The sequence below is a fragment of the Leptolyngbya sp. 7M genome, from assembly GCF_018128485.1.
This window is the reverse complement of the sequence record NZ_CP070897.1, coordinates 3333193-3350603: the sequence shown is the minus strand read 5'-3', so window position 1 is coordinate 3350603 and position 17411 is coordinate 3333193. Positions and strand designations below refer to the sequence as shown.

Annotated in this window: 24 protein-coding genes and 1 pseudogene; 7 read left to right on the top strand and 18 right to left on the bottom strand. The window is 48.0% G+C overall.

Features of this window, described 5'->3' with window-relative positions:
• A complete protein-coding gene (devC, locus tag JVX88_RS16645; protein ID WP_211628386.1) occupies window positions 1–1074 on the bottom strand; it encodes an ABC transporter permease DevC in 1074 nt (357 codons plus the stop codon).
• Between devC and JVX88_RS16640 the strand changes: the two genes are divergently transcribed.
• Entirely contained in the window at window positions 1057–1371 is a 315-nt protein-coding gene (locus JVX88_RS16640) for a hypothetical protein (protein WP_211628385.1), read from the top strand. The genes devC and JVX88_RS16640 overlap by 18 nt on opposite strands.
• Before the next feature lie 18 nt (window positions 1372–1389).
• On the opposite strand, the gene JVX88_RS16635 is transcribed toward JVX88_RS16640, so the two are convergent.
• The 5 genes from JVX88_RS16635 to JVX88_RS16615 form a co-directional block, all read right to left on the bottom strand.
• Complete coding sequence (locus JVX88_RS16635) at window positions 1390–2337, bottom strand: class I SAM-dependent methyltransferase (RefSeq protein WP_211628384.1); 948 nt, start codon at window positions 2335–2337, stop codon at window positions 1390–1392.
• Window positions 2338–2394: 57 nt separating this feature from the next.
• Entirely contained in the window at window positions 2395–3159 is a 765-nt protein-coding gene (locus tag JVX88_RS16630) for a TylF/MycF/NovP-related O-methyltransferase (protein ID WP_211628383.1), read from the bottom strand.
• Window positions 3152–4174 (bottom strand): ABC transporter ATP-binding protein, encoded by a 1023-nt coding sequence (locus JVX88_RS16625; RefSeq protein WP_211628382.1) that lies wholly within the window; start codon window positions 4172–4174, stop codon window positions 3152–3154. The genes JVX88_RS16630 and JVX88_RS16625 overlap by 8 nt, the downstream gene beginning before the upstream one ends.
• Entirely contained in the window at window positions 4107–4838 is a 732-nt protein-coding gene (locus JVX88_RS16620; RefSeq protein WP_211628381.1) for an ABC transporter permease, read from the bottom strand. Before JVX88_RS16620 ends, JVX88_RS16625 begins: the two co-directional genes overlap by 68 nt.
• A gap of 105 nt (window positions 4839–4943) precedes the next feature.
• Window positions 4944–5765, bottom strand: a complete 822-nt coding sequence (locus JVX88_RS16615; protein WP_211628380.1) for an ABC transporter ATP-binding protein — start codon at window positions 5763–5765, stop codon at window positions 4944–4946.
• Between the two features lie 427 nt (window positions 5766–6192).
• Here JVX88_RS16615 and JVX88_RS16610 point away from each other — a divergent pair, with 427 nt between their 5' ends.
• Both JVX88_RS16610 and JVX88_RS16605 read left to right on the top strand, forming a co-directional pair.
• Complete coding sequence (locus JVX88_RS16610) at window positions 6193–6657, top strand: hypothetical protein (protein WP_211628379.1); 465 nt, start codon at window positions 6193–6195, stop codon at window positions 6655–6657.
• A gap of 123 nt (window positions 6658–6780) precedes the next feature.
• Window positions 6781–7320 carry a hypothetical protein gene (locus tag JVX88_RS16605; RefSeq protein WP_211628378.1) on the top strand — a complete coding sequence of 180 codons (540 nt, stop codon included), beginning with the start codon at window positions 6781–6783 and terminating at the stop codon, window positions 7318–7320.
• On the opposite strand, the gene yidD is transcribed toward JVX88_RS16605, so the two are convergent.
• From yidD to rpmH, 3 genes and pseudogenes are all read right to left on the bottom strand, one after another.
• Complete coding sequence (yidD, locus tag JVX88_RS16600; RefSeq protein ID WP_211628377.1) at window positions 7313–7522, bottom strand: membrane protein insertion efficiency factor YidD; 210 nt, start codon at window positions 7520–7522, stop codon at window positions 7313–7315. The two genes, JVX88_RS16605 and yidD, sit on opposite strands and share 8 nt — an antisense overlap.
• A gap of 89 nt (window positions 7523–7611) precedes the next feature.
• Window positions 7612–7953, bottom strand: a pseudogene (rnpA, locus tag JVX88_RS38535) (ribonuclease P protein component); the annotation flags it as partial.
• A 20-nt stretch (window positions 7954–7973) separates the two neighbouring features.
• Window positions 7974–8120, bottom strand: coding sequence for a 50S ribosomal protein L34 (gene rpmH / locus JVX88_RS16595; RefSeq protein WP_211628747.1), 147 nt, complete (start codon window positions 8118–8120; stop codon window positions 7974–7976).
• A 250-nt stretch (window positions 8121–8370) separates the two neighbouring features.
• On the opposite strand from rpmH, the gene JVX88_RS16590 reads away from it, so the two are divergent.
• A complete protein-coding gene (locus JVX88_RS16590) occupies window positions 8371–9210 on the top strand; it encodes a DUF5694 domain-containing protein (protein WP_211628376.1) in 840 nt (279 codons plus the stop codon).
• 66 nt (window positions 9211–9276) lie between these two features.
• Here the strand turns inward: JVX88_RS16590 and purN are convergent, their stop codons facing one another.
• The 6 genes from purN to JVX88_RS16560 form a co-directional block, all read right to left on the bottom strand.
• Window positions 9277–9858 carry a phosphoribosylglycinamide formyltransferase gene (gene purN, locus JVX88_RS16585; protein WP_211628375.1) on the bottom strand — a complete coding sequence of 194 codons (582 nt, stop codon included), beginning with the start codon at window positions 9856–9858 and terminating at the stop codon, window positions 9277–9279.
• 14 nt (window positions 9859–9872) lie between these two features.
• On the bottom strand, window positions 9873–10205 hold the full coding sequence (locus JVX88_RS16580; protein ID WP_225931435.1) for an AIR synthase-related protein: 333 nt from the start codon (window positions 10203–10205) through the stop codon (window positions 9873–9875).
• Window positions 10206–10327: 122 nt separating this feature from the next.
• Window positions 10328–10570 (bottom strand): hypothetical protein, encoded by a 243-nt coding sequence (locus JVX88_RS16575; RefSeq protein WP_211628374.1) that lies wholly within the window; start codon window positions 10568–10570, stop codon window positions 10328–10330.
• A 205-nt stretch (window positions 10571–10775) separates the two neighbouring features.
• Window positions 10776–11543 (bottom strand): sterol desaturase family protein, encoded by a 768-nt coding sequence (locus tag JVX88_RS16570; protein ID WP_211628373.1) that lies wholly within the window; start codon window positions 11541–11543, stop codon window positions 10776–10778.
• 254 nt (window positions 11544–11797) lie between these two features.
• A complete protein-coding gene (locus tag JVX88_RS16565; protein WP_211628372.1) occupies window positions 11798–12607 on the bottom strand; it encodes a Uma2 family endonuclease in 810 nt (269 codons plus the stop codon).
• Between the two features lie 142 nt (window positions 12608–12749).
• A complete protein-coding gene (locus JVX88_RS16560) occupies window positions 12750–13079 on the bottom strand; it encodes a hypothetical protein (protein WP_211628371.1) in 330 nt (109 codons plus the stop codon).
• Between the two features lie 198 nt (window positions 13080–13277).
• On the opposite strand from JVX88_RS16560, the gene JVX88_RS16555 reads away from it, so the two are divergent.
• From JVX88_RS16555 to JVX88_RS16545, 3 genes are all read left to right on the top strand, one after another.
• Window positions 13278–13730, top strand: a complete 453-nt coding sequence (locus tag JVX88_RS16555) for a hypothetical protein (protein ID WP_211628370.1) — start codon at window positions 13278–13280, stop codon at window positions 13728–13730.
• Between the two features lie 121 nt (window positions 13731–13851).
• Complete coding sequence (gene psaI, locus JVX88_RS16550) at window positions 13852–13968, top strand: photosystem I reaction center subunit VIII (RefSeq protein ID WP_036003613.1); 117 nt, start codon at window positions 13852–13854, stop codon at window positions 13966–13968.
• A 63-nt stretch (window positions 13969–14031) separates the two neighbouring features.
• The gene (locus JVX88_RS16545; RefSeq protein ID WP_036003610.1) at window positions 14032–14550 is read left to right on the top strand and encodes a photosystem I reaction center subunit XI; all 519 of its coding nucleotides are present in this window, start codon (window positions 14032–14034) and stop codon (window positions 14548–14550) included.
• A 111-nt stretch (window positions 14551–14661) separates the two neighbouring features.
• On the opposite strand, the gene JVX88_RS16540 is transcribed toward JVX88_RS16545, so the two are convergent.
• The 3 genes from JVX88_RS16540 to pheA all read right to left on the bottom strand — a co-directional run bounded on the left by JVX88_RS16540 (window position 14662) and on the right by pheA (window position 17294).
• The gene (locus JVX88_RS16540) at window positions 14662–15480 is read right to left on the bottom strand and encodes an ABC transporter permease (protein WP_317134649.1); all 819 of its coding nucleotides are present in this window, start codon (window positions 15478–15480) and stop codon (window positions 14662–14664) included.
• A 42-nt stretch (window positions 15481–15522) separates the two neighbouring features.
• Window positions 15523–16302: an ABC transporter permease gene (locus JVX88_RS16535; RefSeq protein WP_317134648.1), complete on the bottom strand. Its 780-nt coding sequence runs from the start codon at window positions 16300–16302 to the stop codon at window positions 15523–15525.
• A gap of 101 nt (window positions 16303–16403) precedes the next feature.
• Window positions 16404–17294 carry a prephenate dehydratase gene (gene pheA / locus JVX88_RS16530; RefSeq protein ID WP_211628368.1) on the bottom strand — a complete coding sequence of 297 codons (891 nt, stop codon included), beginning with the start codon at window positions 17292–17294 and terminating at the stop codon, window positions 16404–16406.
• Window positions 17295–17411 lie beyond the last annotated feature (117 nt).

The window sequence follows — 17411 nt, the reverse complement described above, 5'->3', positions numbered from 1 at the left end:
TTAGAAAATATCGGCTGGGTCGGCTGAGCGCAATTTCTGAACGGCAAATACCCCAGAGATTGAACACATTAGAAAAATTGAAACCAGCACCAGCAAGCTCTGATCCACATTCATATTGATCGGTAGACGGGTTGCTTCTCTCGCCAGACTGAATAACCTTGAAGAAAACACAATCCCTGGAAGATAGCTAAACACTGCCAAAATAACTGCTTGCTGAAACACTGTTATGAGCAAATAGCCGTTAGTAAACCCGATTGCTTTAAGGGTGGCATACTCGGTGATGTAGCTGGAGATGTTGCTATATAGAATTTGATAAGCAATTCCGATCCCAACTATAAAGCCCATCGTTACCATTAATCTGAACGTAAAGCCAATTGGTGTGCGCTCATTCCAATAGGCTCGTTCCATACCAATAAATTCTTGGCGAGTTAAAACTTGAATATCATCCGGTAGATGAGCAATTAAATTTGCCTTTACCTGCTGTACGTTAGCTCCAGGTTTTAATTTGACTAAACCAATATCAATTGATTCAGTACTGCGATCTGTGAAGATATTGATTAAAGTGGTTAGGTTGGTAATTAAATTACCATCTACCCCAAAGGAAGGTCCAAGGCTAAATACACCTTTAACATTCAAGCGGTAGGCGGTATTAATTGAATTGAATGGTGTAATTTCCAGGCTAACCGCTCCTGTCTCATCAAACCGTTCAGCAATTGGGCCAAATTCAGGTCGAGATTGTCGATCGTATAATGCTGTGCTGGCTTGTTTCAACACATCTAGGTTGCGGTTGATCTCTGGAAGGTCAAAGATAGGACTTCCTGGCTCCAGCCCAAACATGAAGATCGAGAATTTCTGCCCCGTCTCGATGTTTTTCAATTTGCCAAACTGAAAGTAAACCGGGCTGACCGCTTCAACGCCATCAAATGCTAAGGTTTGATACAACCGACTTTTAGGAAAACTTTGGGGAGCCACCAGCGCTTTATACTGAGTACTCACTAAAAAAAGATCGCCAATTAGCTTTTGATGCACTCTCACTGCGCTACTGAACAATGCATCTTGAAAACCGAGCTGCATAAACAGCAGCATTTGATACTTTACACAGAACGCGGTTTCAGGAAGCTGGCTGAAAATTGTGGATACAAGATCGAGGGGGTCATTTATGATTCGACGGGATTCCAATTTTGGGGAAGCACTTTATACAGGAATGATGTGCCGCTAGCGGGAAAGAAAGATGAAAATAGGGCAGGTTTTGAGACCGCTAAAGCGATCTTCAGCACAGCCGAACTTGATGAATGGGAGCGACGTGCTGAGAAATTGAATGCAGAGTGCAAGGGCGATCAGGCATGCTTTTATCTAAGCCCGCGACAATAGCTAAAGAAAAAGTACCACCTATTTCTTCGATCTTCCAAGAAGTTTTCTGAGTAATTGGCTTCTGCCGCCAGCTTGCCGTATGCGAAAATCGAAATCCGCTACCAAATTCTTCAGGCCGGTTCCTATTAGTTCTGTGGCGGCAATGTGTTCGATCTGATCACGTTCGGCGGCTTGAGCGAGTTCAAGCCGCGACTGACGCGATTCGGCATCTCCTCTATTCTTGCCGAGCGCAATAAAAAACTCATTACCGGCTGTTGGGAAGAAACCGATCTCGGTCAGATCAATAAGTCCGAGTTCATAAAGATCGTTTATCATCAACCGGAATGAATTCGGTGTGAAGCACCAGGCGTGGCAATCAGTATATTCTGACGTCGGGTTGTCGGCTCTCAGATCTGAAGCGACCTTTTCCGGTTGATTTGCGAAGTCGTAACCATCGGTTCCCGTAGAAAACCGGTCCCAGGAGATCAGACCGTTTTTAAGGACCTGATTGAGCTCAAAGTCAGTGATCGAGCCGATAGAATGTTTTGTTTTTCCCGCTAGATGGCTATCGATTACCTGCGCAAGCGATGACACAGGACGAAAACGATCAAAACAATAGCGTTTGTCCGGAACAGCAAGCGAAAGGACGCCGCGACCATTCAAAACCTCCGAACAGGAATTTAGAAAGCCGACGATGTCCGGTACGTGTTCGATGACATGCGAGGCAATTATCCAGTCGTAATGGTCTTTAACGCCGGTCAATTCTGCATAGGTCTCTCCGTTCCATAAATGATCTACTTCTTCTATACCGGTTGTTTCAACACCATGGGCCTGAAATTTACTGAGCAGTTCATCTTTCGGCGCATAGTCGATGACCTCTACATTGAAACCTTCCTTCTTCGGAGCTATCGGGAACGGCCCCGGCCCGACCTCAAGCCCCCGGCCGGAGGGGTTTATGTATTGGAAGAACTTTTCGTTTCGCGTCATTTGAAACTCTTTATCAACGAAGCTTCATTTCACTACGGTCGAAGTAAAAACGATGCATCAGGGTTTGATGATCAAACCCTGCCCAGTCGGGAGCGAGAGGATCGGAACGCCTTTACGTGCAGCGAATTCATCAAAAGCCTGTTTCTGTACAAAATGCTGTTTCCATCCATAATCGTCAAGGACGATTGCTGCCCCGCTGACCAATCTTTCCCAAAAGTATTCGGCTGCGGCGATCTCGGGTAGTGCATTGTTCAGATCTATCGATAGAAATGCGACACGCGTATCGACCTCGCTGAGTATCTCCGGTACCCAGCCTTTTATAACTTTAACATTCTGATATTCGGCAAATGCATTCAGGACAGCTTCGTAATTGTGCTGATAAGGGAATGCCAGCAGGTTCTTTTCTTTCTCAGCTTCGACAAGATGTTCTTCGGCAATACCTTCGAAGCTATCGACCAGGTAGAACGTTTTGTCTTGCCTTTTTCCAAATCCGATGTATTCAATTATCGCTTTTGAAAAGCCGCCTCGGTGAACGCCGCATTCGACGAAATCGCCCTCCAATTCGATGCCCCGAACTGCTGCCCAAAAAAGCACGTGTACGCGCCATTCAACATCGCCACCGAACCATGAATCAAGCGATCTTCCGGCCCGATATGCTTGTATGAATCGCGGATCGGAAATGAAATCGCAGTTGTGGATCGTTCGCAGTCCGTCATGATCGTACGTGAATTCATCAGTCTGGTTTTCGTGTCCGTGCAGCAGAACCCGAAGCGCATCGGCAATGCGCGTGGGAAGAACACTTTTTAGCAGATCCTTAACCATTTTTTTGCAGATCCGTCTCCCACTTCAGGACGGGCCGAACAAGCCCGTGCAGCTTGCCGCCGAAATTCCCGCGGGCGGAGTCTCCTTCGATCGGATCGACGACGTGGAACCCGACAACCTCAGTTTCATTCACATGCACGTTCGGCGGGTCGTAAGTCGCGATCACAACAGTAATGAAGAAATGGCCTTCGGCTAGAAAATTACCCGGAATAGTGGCCCTGCTGGTATAAACTCCAGGTTCGCGCGGATCTTCTTTCCACGTCGGGTCCTGATCGAAGGAAACAAAGACACAAACGCCTGCCTCATTGTAAAGCTGGAAGTTTGGCGTCATTACCTTTCCGGGTACATTCACCTTATATTTTATCTCCACAACGAGTGGCCGGCGTATGTCCACGGAGTAAACAGACTGCGCCGCTTCATCGCATATACGCACCGACATAAGACGCACCGCCTCATTCCCCGGCATCTCGTTAACGTTCCAGATCCTTTCAGCTCCGGTTTTAGATTGAGTATGAAGATATTCGCTTACGACGTCTTCTGCTTTCCCCGTTCTTTCTATACGGCCGTCTTTCAGCCATATAGCGCTATGGCAGATACGAGAGATCGCCTGCATATCGTGCGAAACAAATAACACTGTGCGGCCTGAACGCCCCGCCTCTGACATTTTCCCGAGACATTTTCTCTGAAAACCAATATCACCAACAGCGAGCACTTCATCCACCATCAAGATCTCCGGTTCAAGGTGTGCTGCAACTGAAAATGCAAGCCGCATATACATACCGCTGGAATAATGTTTCACGGGCGTGTCCAAGAACTCTTCTATTTCTGAAAATGCTACGATCTCATCAAATCTCCCGTTTATCTCTGCCCGACTCATCCCAAGAATTGCTCCGCTAAGATAGATGTTCTCGCGCCCGGTCAGTTCGTTATGGAATCCGGTGCCGACCTCAAGCAGGCTGCCGACCCACTCCCATAGCTGAAAGCACCAGAAGACCAGCAAAGGCAAGCGGCACATCAAAATTAGAGCTGGCGCTAACAACCAGATAGCCAATCCCGCTGTCAGAAGCAACGGTTTCTGAGATCACTGAACCAATGAAAGCGAACGAAACGGCTACCTTCAACGAGGCAAATAGATAGGGCATTGTGTGGGGGAAGCCGATTTTCTGAAAGAATTCAACTTGGCTCGCTCCCAACGAGCGCAAAATATCCTTCACCTCTGGCTCAACCGTATCTAGACCGAGAGCCACATTAACTGCAATTGGAAAAAAGGCGAGCAGAAATGCCGTAAGGATAGCCGGAATAGTACCAATACCAAACCAGAGGGCAAACAATGGTACGAGTGCTACTTTAGGAATTGTGTTGAAGCCTACCAATAGCGGGTAAAGAATCAAGTAGGCGATGCGAGAATAGCCAATCATAAACCCCAGGATGACGCCTGCAATAATTCCTAAGAAAAAACCGCCCAAGGTAGTAATCAGAGTTTGCCATGCATTTTCAATTAGTGCCTGACTTTGCTTGATCGCAGCGGCATAAATGGCAGAAGGGGCAGGTAGATTGTAGGGTGGAATTTTGAATAAATGGGTTGCTAGCTCCCACAGCACAAACAAAAGCACCGTAGCAATTAGGGGCAGGATAATCCCGGCGGATTTGGAACGAAGCAGTTTCTCAAGTCGAGACATGGTTTTAGCTGAAGAGGAATAACGTAAGAATAAATTGAGTTGTAATGAGTTGTAAAATCGGGAAAAATTCGGCGAGATTAATTTGACAAAAGCATAACCGTTAGATTAATTGCGGTGAATATGGCGTCGTAGATCAGTCACCAAATGGTTGAACTGATCCGATAACATCATTTCAGTTGTAGTGGGACGCGGCAAATTGACCTTGAGCTTGTAAATAATACTGCTGGGGCGGGGTGCCATCACATAGACCGTATCGGACAGGAAAACGGCTTCTCGCAAATCGTGGGTAATTAACACGCAGGTGCACTTGAGCCGCATCCACAGTTCCTGGAGCATCCCCCACATCTCTTCGCGAGTGAAGGGATCGAGTGCCCCAAAGGGTTCGTCCAGCAGCAAAATTTCGGGTTGGTGAATCAGAGCGCGACAAAGCGAAGCCCGTTGCCGCATACCCCCAGAGAGCTGCCAGGGAAATTGCTTTTGGAAATCTTGCAGTCCCACAGTTTTAAGCAAATCTTCTGCACTTTTAATATATTGAGCTTTGTTTTGCTTAAAATTGCGTTTGTAGGGTTGGACTACCTCTAACGGTAAGATTACATTGTCAAGAATATTGCGCCAAGCTAAAAGAATCGGGCTTTGAAAGGCGATACCAACGCTTTTTAAGGGCTTTGTAATTTTGCTGCCGTGATAGCGAATTTCACCAATCGGGGCGGGTGCTAATCCCGAAATCATCCGCAAAATTGACGTTTTACCACAACCGCTAGGGCCAACAAACGAAACGAATTCCCCCGGTTCAATAGCAAGAGAAATTGCTTCGATGATGCGCCTCGGTTTACCATCAACCATATACTCAAGTCCAACCTGATCAAATTCAAGAATAGGAATGGTGCTGGTGGCGATGGGAGGATCAGACGGCTGATGTTGAACCATAATTTTCGAGCAGAAGCAGCAGAATTTTTATGAACTGTACACCCTATACAGTGAAGGCTGAAAGTGACTCTGTATCGCAGTATACAAACTGCTTGATTGTTCCTAGATAGTCTCGAAGGTTTAACATATCGAAACCGATCTCAATACAGCATTGAGCGTGAACTCTTCAGTATTTCAAAAATATAGCAGCAGCCAAAACGCTTAGAGGGGCACTGCCCCTGTGTGAAGGCGAAGCCTCCACCCCCTCCACCTCACATGAGTGAAAAACGCTGTATCTGTTTCATCATATTTCAGTTTCCGGCAATTAAACCTGCCGGTTGCGGTTGTTCAGTTGCTTTAATTTGGCAACTAAGATTACAGAGAAGCCTGCTGTATTCACGATTGTGTCTCTCTATTGTGGTAATCACAAGCTTCAGAGGATTCAATCATGTCCCAACAACCGATTCAGCAATCCGGTTTTCCACGGTTTCGTTTTGCCGAGTTTGAGCTGTTGTGTTTAGAAATAGCAGCAGCTACTACCCTCACTACATTGACCTTCGCGACCTTGGGCAGTCTTGTTGCTAAACCAGCCGCTGCTAAGCCAGTTCCAGCACCGTCAGTAATTATCACTGATGCGGCTCCAGAAACGGTTTTAAATACGAGTTTGGATACACCGCTGTTAGAGGCAGACATCAGTACGGATGCCTCTGGCTTAGGAGAACCAATGTCGCTTCAAGTCGAGCAGATTAGCGATTTTGACTGTGTGATTGCGGTAGCTTGGCAAGATAAACCCTACTGTTCAGCTTCTGGTAATTCTGAGGGATTGGTTTTTGATCCAATTTCGCTTCAGTTTACGTTAGAGAATTCCACCCGTGCCAACAGTCAACTCAGGTTGTTTGAAGTCCAATTTTAGGTGAGCGGGTTTTCCCTTCAATTCTTTCTGAATAGAGCAGTTCTTATAGGACTGCCTACTCGTATTACCACTCGTATCACCTCAAAAAACTGAGATCCATCATTGATTTCATTAGGTATTTCCATGTTTGACAATTCTAGTAATCGCAACGTTTCCTTTTGCGTTCAATCACAGCCATTAGCTCAGCCAGAAATCGATCCAACTCCTTCCCCCTATTTTCCTACCGTTCGTCAGCAGACCCTGCTCTCGCAAGCAAAGCTAGAGAAGGAAAACCACCTCAATCGGCAAACCAATTTAGTAGACCGCATCGATTACTTTGGTAACACTGAAGCCCTGCTCGTACAGAACCGAATATCAACCGAGCAGGTGATCACGCCGTTAAAGCTCAACCAACAATCTGGGAAAGCAGCGCGACAAGGTCAAGACTCGCTAACGGGCTTAAAGCAAAGTCAAACCATTGTGGCAAGTGCAACGGCAAGTAAATTGCTGGGTAGCTCATTTGATACTACGTTCGGAGCGAAAAAATACGACCATCCGAAAAGGACGATCATCGAAAGCACCGCCGCCATCAAAAATCTCGATTGGCCCTGTCTATCTTGTTGTTCCATCTATGATAGATATTCGCGACCGGAGACCCGCGATCAAAGATCGCAGCTCACCTGACCGGATCGTGTCCGCCTTTACAAAATGGCTGACAGCGTAATATACGCTTCACGCCCTTCCAGGTTCCCTTCAACGCGCCGAATCGTTCAACGGCCTCCCGCATATACTCAGAGCATGTCGGTTCAAAACGGCACGCCGGAGGCAGAAACGGCGAGACCACCATCTTGTAAACGCTAAGAATATCCAGAACGAGGAACTTCATCGTATCAAGCAAACTGTTGAATCTTTTGCGGTCGTCCCAAAAACCTTTTATTAACTGTATCGTTAGATAAACTATATGGCCAAAAAACGTTAAAGGCCGTTGTTGATTCCCACTCTGCGCACTATGTCCCGAAATTCAGCAAGCGGTTTCTCTAGCTTTGCAAATACCAAGCTGCGTCGTGCATTCAGCACCCAGTCATACGTATGGCTTACCTTGTCCAGCTCTTGCCGGCTCAATCTGAACGCCTCCCGCAGCAGCCGCTTTGCCCTGTTCCGATCATGGGCCTTGCCGATGGCCTTTCTTGTTGCGGTTACGCCTAGCCTGTGGATCGAACGCTTATTGGGCAAAATAAAGACCGTCATAAAACGGCCTTCGATGCGCGCACCATGTTCATAAACGCGAAGAAACTCGGCGCGTTTTAGCAGCCGAGCTTCCTTCGGTAAAGTAAACCTTAATAATGCTGTACCGTCAGGCGCTTGCGGCCTTTGGCCCGGCGGCGCTTCAAAACGGCGCGGCCGTTCTTTGTAGCCATCCTTGCCCTGAAGCCGTGCTTTTTGGCGCGTCTTCGGTTGTTTGGTTGAAACGTTCTCTTCGGCATAATTGCTCTCCATCAAAATTCACCCGAAAGTGAAAACTTAGAGTTTACGGTAAATACCCGCTTTCTGTCAAAAGCTAGTGGGGCTGCGAGCTCGGATTTAGAGGGCATACGATCATCCCTTAAAAATTTCTAAGAAGATCTTGTTATAGCTTACAGATGATCGGTGTTTAATTTATGTACGGCCCCGAACTTTTGGGTTAAAACTAAGATATTTTACGAATTACAAGCAATTTTTATGTGGCATCACTGAATGATCTTATCATCGTTTAAGGTTCTCGCACTTATTTGTGTAACGCTCTGTTTTCTGGCAAAGATATCAGCACAAAAAGACGTTCCGGCGAAAAAGGAAACAGATATTCCTGAGGTTTTAGTGGTCGGGGTTTACCATATGGCGAATCCCGGACAGGATATCTTTAATACTAAAGTCGATGATGTACTTACCCAAAAACGACAAAAGGAGATGGAAGAGGTTCTGGCTGTTCTCCAAAAGTTTAAGCCCACCAAGATCGCGGTTGAACAATCCTCTCAGCGGAGTCTCGACCAACGATATACAAAATACCTTGCCGGCGAATATACCCTAACGGCAAATGAGGTGGACCAGATAGGATTGCGGTTAGCAAAAATGCTCGGACTCAGCTCTGTATGCGCGTGCGATGCCGATGGTGATTTCCCATTTCCACGGCTCCAAAAATACGCTAAAGCAACGGACCGGTCCGTCGATCTTGATGAGATAATGAATGGCGGGTGGGGAGCAATGGCCAAGCAACAGACGGAATTCCTAAGGTCACATTCTATTCTGGAAACTCTGCGTTTCATTAATTCTGACCAGAACGTAGCCCGGGATGTTGGCCTTTATTATCGACTGGCGCATTTTGGCGAGCCATTCGACTTCGCGGGACCGGACCTGCTGGCAGAATGGTACAGGCGAAATCTCCGCATTTTTAACAACGTAACGAAACTTGCAGAAAGATCAGATGAACGGATACTTGTTATATTTGGTGCCGGACATCTCGGTTGGCTCCGTCAGGCTTTTGAAGCAGACCCGACCTTTCGATTACGCAAACTGGATGAATATGTGCCGAAACCTTAGCTTGACCTAGTAAATACAAATAACAGTGGTAACTCATCTTTCCTGTAAATTGCTAAATGAATCTTTTTAGCGTGGTGTGATGACCTGCATTGTTACAATTCTCTTTATCGCCTCAACATAGATATGATGCTCCTGTTCAAGTATTCGGGCGGCGAGAGATTCGGGCGTGTCGTTTGGAAGAACGGGGACTTCCCGCTGAAGGATCACAGGTCCCGCGTCGAGATCTTCGTTGACAAAATGCACAGTGCATCCGGAGCGGGTCTCACCGGCAGCAATTACGCGCTCGTGAACATGCAGCCCCGGATATGCCGGCAGCAAACTAGGGTGAATATTCACGATGCGGTCAGGAAACGCCTTTACAAAAAGCGGTGACAGCAGCCGCATATAACCCGCGAGACAGACAAGCTCAACATCACGTTCCCTGAGTGCTGCGACGATCTCAGCATCGTGTTCCTCGCGTGTCCGGCCTTTGCGTTCGATAACTAATGTCTCAACACCACGTTCTTTTGCTTTCTCTATCCCACCAGCACTTATCTTGTCGCTTATCACCACGGTAACTTCCGACGCCGGTATCTCGCCACTCTGCACCGCTTCAATGATCGCCACCATATTCGACCCCCGGCCCGATATCAGGATTCCTATATTCATAACTCTCAGGAGCTCTATATCACACTGACCGAACCTGATCCGGATACGACCTTGCCAATGACGCGGCTTTCGGCAAGCTCTGCTGACAATTTTTCTACATCAGATGTCGAACAAACAGCCACCATTCCGATGCCGATGTTGAATGTGCGAAACATCTCTTCGTCCGCAACGTTGCCGAGCCGCTGCATCATTCCGAAGATCGGGGGTTCGTGCCAGGAGCCGCGGTTTATCTCCACACCAACGCCTTCCGGCAGAATTCGCGGGATATTCTCCAAGAATCCACCGCCGGTAATGTGGGCAAGGCCTTTGATCTTCCCGCTTTCGAGCAGCGGACCGAGCTGCGGCAAAAACGATGAATCAAGCTGCCATAGACTTGAATCTTGGCCCAAGGCCCAGAATTGCAGCTATCCATTGGGCTGGCCAATAATTCTGTACTAGCTCCGCGACCTCCCCTGCAACTTCGCGTGGACTATTCTTCTATCCAACTGAAGAGTTGCCCAACCGTCAGGCTGAAGGATTCGACAAAGGCAGGTCCTGAAATGCGTTCGTTTGGCTGTTCAAATACCAACACAGTCCGGGGAGCACAGAAAGCACCCCAAATCTGCTCTTTCGAGATCGATACATTTGGGCCGATGCCAATATTGCTGAGAAGACTGCAAGAACCTTTGGTCAAACCCACGCAGCGATGGCCGTAGGAGTCAGCGATGCTCATGGCTCTTACTGGCAAAGCCGTGGCAGCGCGAGATTTATAGCAAGCAATCTTGTGGGTGATACAAATTCAATCGATGCCCTGAAGATTGACCCAGATAAAGATACTCTAGCCGCTACTGATTACGTTGGAAACCTTTTAAATTTATCAGGCAAGTTCGTGAGCCAGAAATTCAAAGACTTTGGCAGCGTTTGATAACATTTGCAAGTCACTGAAAACGGCAACCCCTATTGCGCATCTGCTCCTCGTAATCAGGGTCATGAGTGCCCAGCAGTTTATCCCAAAAGGTAAAATACAGACCATAGTGCACTCTGTATTTGAGGTGGTGAATCGAATGATGGGCCGGGCCAATGAACCATCTGCCTAGCCAACCATGGGGAAACGATAGAGGTAGCCGATCGATCCCCAGGTGATTTACCACTGCCCATACCGTCATCGTAACAAGTACGGCAATTAAAGTAATCAGGTGAAGTGGAATAATAAAGACAATTCCAATCAGAAACAGGCATTGAGTAACAGCCTCTAAAGAGTCAAACGCAAACGAAGTCCACGGGGTAGGATGACGTGAACAGTGATGACCTCGATGCAACCAAGAAAATAGTAAGCGATGGTGAAATAATCGATGGGTAAAATAGAAATAAGTATCTTGAAGTATTAATACAGCTATATAACTGATTCCTAAATACCAAAATCCATATTGTTGAGGATAACTATACAATCGAGTAATGCCCCAACTATATCCTGACATGATAAATGCTGCTGCCAATGCAAATATTCCGGCTGATAGAACAGAAAGTTTAATATCATGCCAAATTGATTGCCAGGTTGGAGATTGATACTGCAAAGGGTGATCAATAAAAACTTGGCTGAATGGTGAATAAAAGAATAAGTATGTTCCTCCTGCTATTAGAAAATAGCGCAATAAAATAATTGCAAAAAAAGCAATGCCGTAGAACCCAAATGAGTGATCTATCATTCAATCTCCTTGCTACTCCTGATCTGTTAGCTCCTTCGGCGTAAGGAACAAGACTTAACACGACAAGTTGATCCATCAGGGTCTCACCTTATGTTAAACCCTTTTACCTTAGTAGAAGGATACAAAAATCTAAAGGAATTTTTGACCACCTACAGGGTGATGTTAATCCAGCCCAAAGTTGAAGATCACTTACAACCCAGTGCTCTCGACGTTATGGGTAAGCGTCTTTTCTACTTGAGGATTGCAAGAAGAATTTACAGAGTTGATGGGTCAACTCCTAGTTCCTGTAACTTTGTAGCTAAGCGCTCAGCCCGCTGCTTTTCTTGCTCAGCCCGCTGCTTTTCTTGCTCAGCCCGCTGCTTTTCTTGCTCAGCCCGCTGTTTTTCCTGTTCAGCCCGCTGCTGAGCAGCTTCCTCTGGGAGTAGCACTAGCTCCCCCTCAGGAGTGTAAAACCGCAGCCATAGACAACTTCCAGATGCCGGTTCCCGATCAATTGCCCCTTCCCAAGTGCCCAGCCATAGACCTAGAGTTTCGCACCAGAGCCAACCACGATGGTTGGGGGCTAGGGGTTGATAGCCTCTAGCTAAATCGAGTCGCCAGCCTGCCAAGGAAGTAGGAGCGAAGGGATCAAAGACAAAATAGTCGGGCGTGCGGAAAACTTGCTCGTAGAGGTCCTTTTTGACTCCCCGGTCAACGGCAGCAGTGCTAGGAGAAAGCAGTTCGATAATCACATCGGGATAGCGACCGGCTTCTTCCCAAACGACCCAACCTTGTCGCTCTCGATTCGCTTCTACCCCTAATACAGCAAAAAAGTCGGGGCCTCTAAAGTCGCGGTTCATAGCTTGGTTGCGGCTGTAGTAGACAAACATATTGCCGCCTACGAAACTATCGGGTCGGGATAAAAGTGCTTGCTGTGCTGAGCGGATCAGCACATTCATGGCAATGCGATGTCGATTACTTTCCAAGGGTTCTCCATCATCAAAAATCAAATCAGTTGGAGGGGATGGGGCTTCCCAGTCCAATGACTCGTCAGTCTGAGGATTCAAGGTGGTCTCCGGAAGCATGGCTCGTACCTCCAGCAAGTTTTTTCAATTATATAGATGGGAAACCCTCCAGAGAAGTCTTGCCCAGCGCATACTGCTTACTACATGATGCTAAATTTACGCAAGCAGTAGCAAAATCTCCCTGAGTCGCTGTGCTGTGATCTTACTCAATCATTGCCCTAGCTTGAGGCGCGTATACAGTTTTCCAGGCTTCGACCGTTCCTTGGCCAATTTCACTGTCAATCGTTTCACCACTTTCTGTAATCAGGCGAATACTGATATTGCCCTCTGGTGCATTTTGTAACGCCTCAGCCAACTCCTCGCTGATTGGGAAGGTGCTGTTTTGCCCAGAAACTTGAAACACCTGATCGTTAATTTTAATGAACAGACTAGTGAGAGGGCGAGCACGATTAAACTCGGAACAACCTAAATCAAAAGAGAAGCCAGAATGAAAAGGCCGACTCAAGCAATCTTGATCACGGGCGACTAACAAAAACCGTACCGATTGCGGACTCCAAAGGCTCTGGACCTCAATACGAGCGGTGGTGTTGAGAAAACGATCGTAAAAGTAGTTACGGTCAAATACACCGACAAAGCTGCCTTCAAACGGGTCGTCAATTTGAACCGGCTCCGACCAAGGCAGATTTCTGCTAGTTCCTAGAGCAGCAGAATCAACACGGCGCAGGAAATTGTGGTCGAGGATGAGCGAGTAGGACCAACCTACCCAGGGGATGCAACTCCCGAACCAGAAACGCCATTGGGACCGGTGCTGCCTGAGGATGAACCAATTCCAACACCCCGTCTACAGCTGCCTACCGGAGACATGATTGCCGGGCGGCCTTTTGTTGTTACGGTGAAGCTGCCCAGTTTGGAGGCTAGGGTGTATGTCAAGCTCTGGCTGCGAGACCGGCAAACGCGAGAACTGATCGGCACACCGCGCTGGATTATTGATTTTCTACCCGACGGGTTTGGTAATCAGATGGCTCGGACTGAGGTAATCGTGCCGCCCGGCTGCATCAAAGTGCAGTTCGAAGCGATTGCGGTGGAGATCGCCACCCAGCGAGAAAGTGACAAAGTCACCCTGACGCGCCCGATCGTGCCGCCAGATTTGTCGCCGCTTTCCCTCGACGGGCTGGAGATTTAATTGCTAATCAACTTGAGTAAAGATCACAGTTGTTAAAATTTCTTAGCAGTCAGGCATTTGGTGCCAATTCACAGTAAATTTGGCTCTAAGGTTCGTTGTTTCAACCAGGAGAGTCGAACTAATGGCAGCTTCTTTTTTGCCTTCCATTTTTGTTCCTATCATCGGCTGGGTATTTCCCGCAGTCGTCATGGCGTTTTTGTTCATCTATATCGAGCGGGAAGATCCTAGCGGCATTTAAGCCCATTTCAAACCATTTCATCCAATCATAGATAAATCGCTTTTGGAGAGGAGATAAATCAAGATGCAAAACTTGCCTTCAGGCGTACAGGCACAAGCTAACAAGGAAGTGGTGAGTGCTGCTGGCGATCCCCAAGTAGGGAATCTCGCTACCCCGATCAATTCGTCTGATTTTACAAAGGCACTGATCAACAATCTGCCGGCTTACCGTAAGGGCTTGTCCCCACAGCGGCGCGGCTTGGAAGTTGGCATGGCCCACGGCTATCTACTGTTTGGCCCCTTTGCCTACACCAGTCAGTTTCGCAATACTGGCGTCTCGGATGTTGTAGGGTTAATTGAAGCGGTGATTCTCGTGGTGATTCTCACCGTCTGTTTGTCGCTGTATGCGGGTTCAAATCCCAAGAAGCCGATCGGCACGGTGACTAATCCCAATCCTCCAGCTAGCCTAGAGCACTCCGAGGGCTGGAGTGAATTTGCCGGCAGCTTCCTGATTGGTGGTATTGGCGGTGCAGCTTTTGCCTACATCATCTATGAGGTGTTTAAGTCGGGCGTGTTGCAAACCTTTGGCAATATGGTTGGCTAACGTTTGAGCACCAAGCTTCTGACATAAAACTCCAAATTCACCGGCATGATCATTCGCTGATCGTGCCTTTTTTGTTAAATGAACTTTGTTAAATGAACTTGCTGAATGGGGCTACTGTCTCAGCCGACGCTGCTCGCTCTTAAAGCGGATGTATTCCGACAGGAAAGCCAAAAAACCGGAAAACAGAATCAAAATCACGCTGAGGGCATTGATATCCGGCTTCACACCAGTCCGGACGCGGCTGAAGATTTCCATCGGCAGCGTGTTGGCTCCCCCACCAGCAGTGAAGCTAGCAATCAGCAGGTCATCCATACTAAGGACAAAGGCGAGCAGACAGCCGGAAAAGATCGCAGGCATCAGTTCAGGCAACAGCACCTTCAGAAAGGCTTGAAATGGCGTTGCTCCCAGATCAAGAGCAGCTTCTTCTAGATGGGGATTAAGCCCAGTCAGCCGAGTCGAGACCACAACGGCAATGTAGGCGAGGCAGAAGACGATATGGGCGGCGATAATCGTCCAGAGGCTCAAAGAGGCCCCAATCGACACCAAAAACACCAGCGTCGCCACCGCAATTGCAATGTCGGGAATAATCAGCGGCAGGTAGGAGACACCCCGGTACAGTCCCTTGCCCGGAAACCGATACTTGGCAAGCCCAACGGCCATCATCGTGCCTAATACTGCCGAAATCACCACGGCGCAAACGGCCACCTTCAAACTATCGCCCAAGGCTGAGAGAATGCGAGAATCATTCAACAGGCTGCTGTACCAGCGCAGGCTAAATCCACCCCAAGTAGAGCTAAAGCGCGAAGCATTAAAGCTGTAAAACGCCAGCACTAAAATCGGGATATACATAAAGCCGTACATCAGCAGGGTGATTCCGAACTGCCAGGAAAAGGAACGCTTTGAGCGGGGTGGAGAAGGCAGATAAGTCACATCACGCTCCTTGGGTAATGGGAAAATTCTAGGGTTGTGAGTTTAAGATTGAGCCGAGCTGCGATCGCCATACTTTAGCAATAGTGCGATCGCGATACTAACAGCCAAAATCAAGATCATGCTGAGACTAGAACCAAAGCCCCAATTGCGAGTCGCGCCTAAAAACTGGTTGTAGATCAAGCGGGAAACCGTCATGCTAGACGCACCGCCCAGCAATTCGGGCACCACAAAATCGCCCAGGCTGGCAATAAACACCAGTAACCCTCCGGCGGCAATCCCAGGTAGCGTCTGGGGTACGGTAATTTTCCAAAACGACTGCTGGGGAGTAGCTCCCAAATCAGCCGCGGCCTCTAGCAATCGCCGATCCAGCCTCTCCAACGAGGCATAGAGAATCAGTACCATGTAGGGCAAAAAACTGTAGGCCATGCCAATAAACACGGCTGGACTACGATTCAGCCAATCCTGCCCGGGTAAGCCAAACACTCCCAGCAGCGAGTTGAGCAAGCCGCTCGGTCGCAGAATCGTGATCCAGGCATAGGCCCGCAGTAGCGAAGAGGTCCACAGCGGCAGAATAAAGCTAACCAGCAGTAAGTTGCGCCAGCGCCTAGGGGCTTTAATCGCAATCCAATAGGCAACTGGGAAGCCCAGCAGCAGGCAGAGAAGCGTGGAGCCAACCGCAAAGAACAGCGACCGCAGCACCACCTGAAAATAGACGGGTTGAAAAATCTCCAGATAGTTGCCCAGGCCATAGGCTCCGGCTGGCTGCCCCAAGCGAAATCCTGGAATCAGGCTTAGTTCTAGAATTAACAGCGTCGGAAACACCAACAGAAGCAGTAGAGAAAGGGAAGCTGAGATTCTGACTACAACTCGCAATCATCTAGCTGCTCGTGCTGCGCTGAAGGATGCTTTTACATAAATGTGACTTATGATTTTCTAGCTTCAGCCTTGCTGCTGGACGCAAACAACGACAATAGGTCAACGGTTTGAATTGTATAGCTGCCAAACACCTTCAGGCTTTCGGTCTCATGCTGTAGTTCTAGCAACGCTGATTGCACTGCATCGGATTGCAAGCTGGCTTCAATGTCTACAAAAAAGAGATAATCGCCCAGCGATCGTTTGGTTGGACGGGATTCAATCCGACTGAGGTTGAGATCGCGTTTGGCAAATACCTGTAGCGTTTTGACAAGCGCACCCGGCACGTTGGCTGGAATGCTAAAAGCTAATGAGGTATGACTACCGATTGAGGAACTGTCCAGACTTAACACCCAAAAGCGGGTGCAATTATCTGGATGGTCGTTGATCGGATAGGCCAGAACTGGCAGATCATAGAGCTGGGCCGCTCGTTGAGGGGCAATAGCGGCAATCGTAGAACTCTGATTCAAAAATTGCAGTGCTTCGGTGGTGGAATTGGTTGGAATCAGTTGGGCTGTCGGTAAATACTTAGTCAACCACCCCTGACATTGAGCTAGTGCCTGTGGATGAGAATAGACCGTTTGAATTGTACCTAGGCTACCAGCGCAAGAGAGCAAAGCGTGAGAAATCGGTAAGACTAAAGCTTGCTGAATTTGGAGCGCATCGAGCTGCCATAGCGTATCCAAGGTAGCCCCCACACCGCCTTCAATCGAATTTTCAACCGGAACAACACCTAGACGAGTCTGCTGGTTTGCAACTGCGTAAATGGTTTGGATAATACTGGGATAGGGGCAAAGAATATACTCTTCGCCGGTTTTAGCGCTAAAAAGCTGGGCACAGGCCAGAGCTGCACTTTCAGCATAAGTTCCTGACGGGCCGAGATGGGCGATTGATGTAGCCATAGAGTCGGTCTTATAAATTTCAAAACAGTAGGGAGTAGCGGGGAGTGAGGCTGCAACTGCTGGCGACCAATTGCTCGCAGATACAGCTTTTAAGTAGTGTAAAGGAATGATGCAGTG

Excerpts from the sequence above, each read along its gene's own strand:
- devC (WP_211628386.1), bottom strand. The coding sequence starts at position 1,074 with ATGCAGCTCGGTTTTCAAGATGCATTGTTCAGTAGCGCAGTGAGAGTG.
- JVX88_RS16635 (WP_211628384.1), bottom strand. The coding sequence starts at position 2,337 with ATGACGCGAAACGAAAAGTTCTTCCAATACATAAACCCCTCCGGCCGG.
- JVX88_RS16630 (WP_211628383.1), bottom strand. The coding sequence starts at position 3,159 with ATGGTTAAGGATCTGCTAAAAAGTGTTCTTCCCACGCGCATTGCCGAT.
- JVX88_RS16625 (WP_211628382.1), bottom strand. The coding sequence starts at position 4,174 with ATGTGCCGCTTGCCTTTGCTGGTCTTCTGGTGCTTTCAGCTATGGGAG.
- JVX88_RS16620 (WP_211628381.1), bottom strand. The coding sequence starts at position 4,838 with ATGTCTCGACTTGAGAAACTGCTTCGTTCCAAATCCGCCGGGATTATC.
- JVX88_RS16615 (WP_211628380.1), bottom strand. The coding sequence starts at position 5,765 with ATGGTTCAACATCAGCCGTCTGATCCTCCCATCGCCACCAGCACCATT.
- JVX88_RS16610 (WP_211628379.1), top strand. The coding sequence starts at position 6,193 with ATGTCCCAACAACCGATTCAGCAATCCGGTTTTCCACGGTTTCGTTTT.
- JVX88_RS16605 (WP_211628378.1), top strand. The coding sequence starts at position 6,781 with ATGTTTGACAATTCTAGTAATCGCAACGTTTCCTTTTGCGTTCAATCA.
- yidD (WP_211628377.1), bottom strand. The coding sequence starts at position 7,522 with ATGAAGTTCCTCGTTCTGGATATTCTTAGCGTTTACAAGATGGTGGTC.
- rpmH (WP_211628747.1), bottom strand. The coding sequence starts at position 8,120 with ATGCCGAAGAGAACGTTTCAACCAAACAACCGAAGACGCGCCAAAAAG.
- JVX88_RS16590 (WP_211628376.1), top strand. The coding sequence starts at position 8,371 with ATGATCTTATCATCGTTTAAGGTTCTCGCACTTATTTGTGTAACGCTC.
- purN (WP_211628375.1), bottom strand. The coding sequence starts at position 9,858 with ATGAATATAGGAATCCTGATATCGGGCCGGGGGTCGAATATGGTGGCG.
- JVX88_RS16575 (WP_211628374.1), bottom strand. The coding sequence starts at position 10,570 with ATGAGCATCGCTGACTCCTACGGCCATCGCTGCGTGGGTTTGACCAAA.
- JVX88_RS16570 (WP_211628373.1), bottom strand. The coding sequence starts at position 11,543 with ATGATAGATCACTCATTTGGGTTCTACGGCATTGCTTTTTTTGCAATT.
- JVX88_RS16565 (WP_211628372.1), bottom strand. The coding sequence starts at position 12,607 with ATGCTTCCGGAGACCACCTTGAATCCTCAGACTGACGAGTCATTGGAC.
- psaI (WP_036003613.1), top strand. The coding sequence starts at position 13,852 with ATGGCAGCTTCTTTTTTGCCTTCCATTTTTGTTCCTATCATCGGCTGG.
- JVX88_RS16545 (WP_036003610.1), top strand. The coding sequence starts at position 14,032 with ATGCAAAACTTGCCTTCAGGCGTACAGGCACAAGCTAACAAGGAAGTG.
- pheA (WP_211628368.1), bottom strand. The coding sequence starts at position 17,294 with ATGGCTACATCAATCGCCCATCTCGGCCCGTCAGGAACTTATGCTGAA.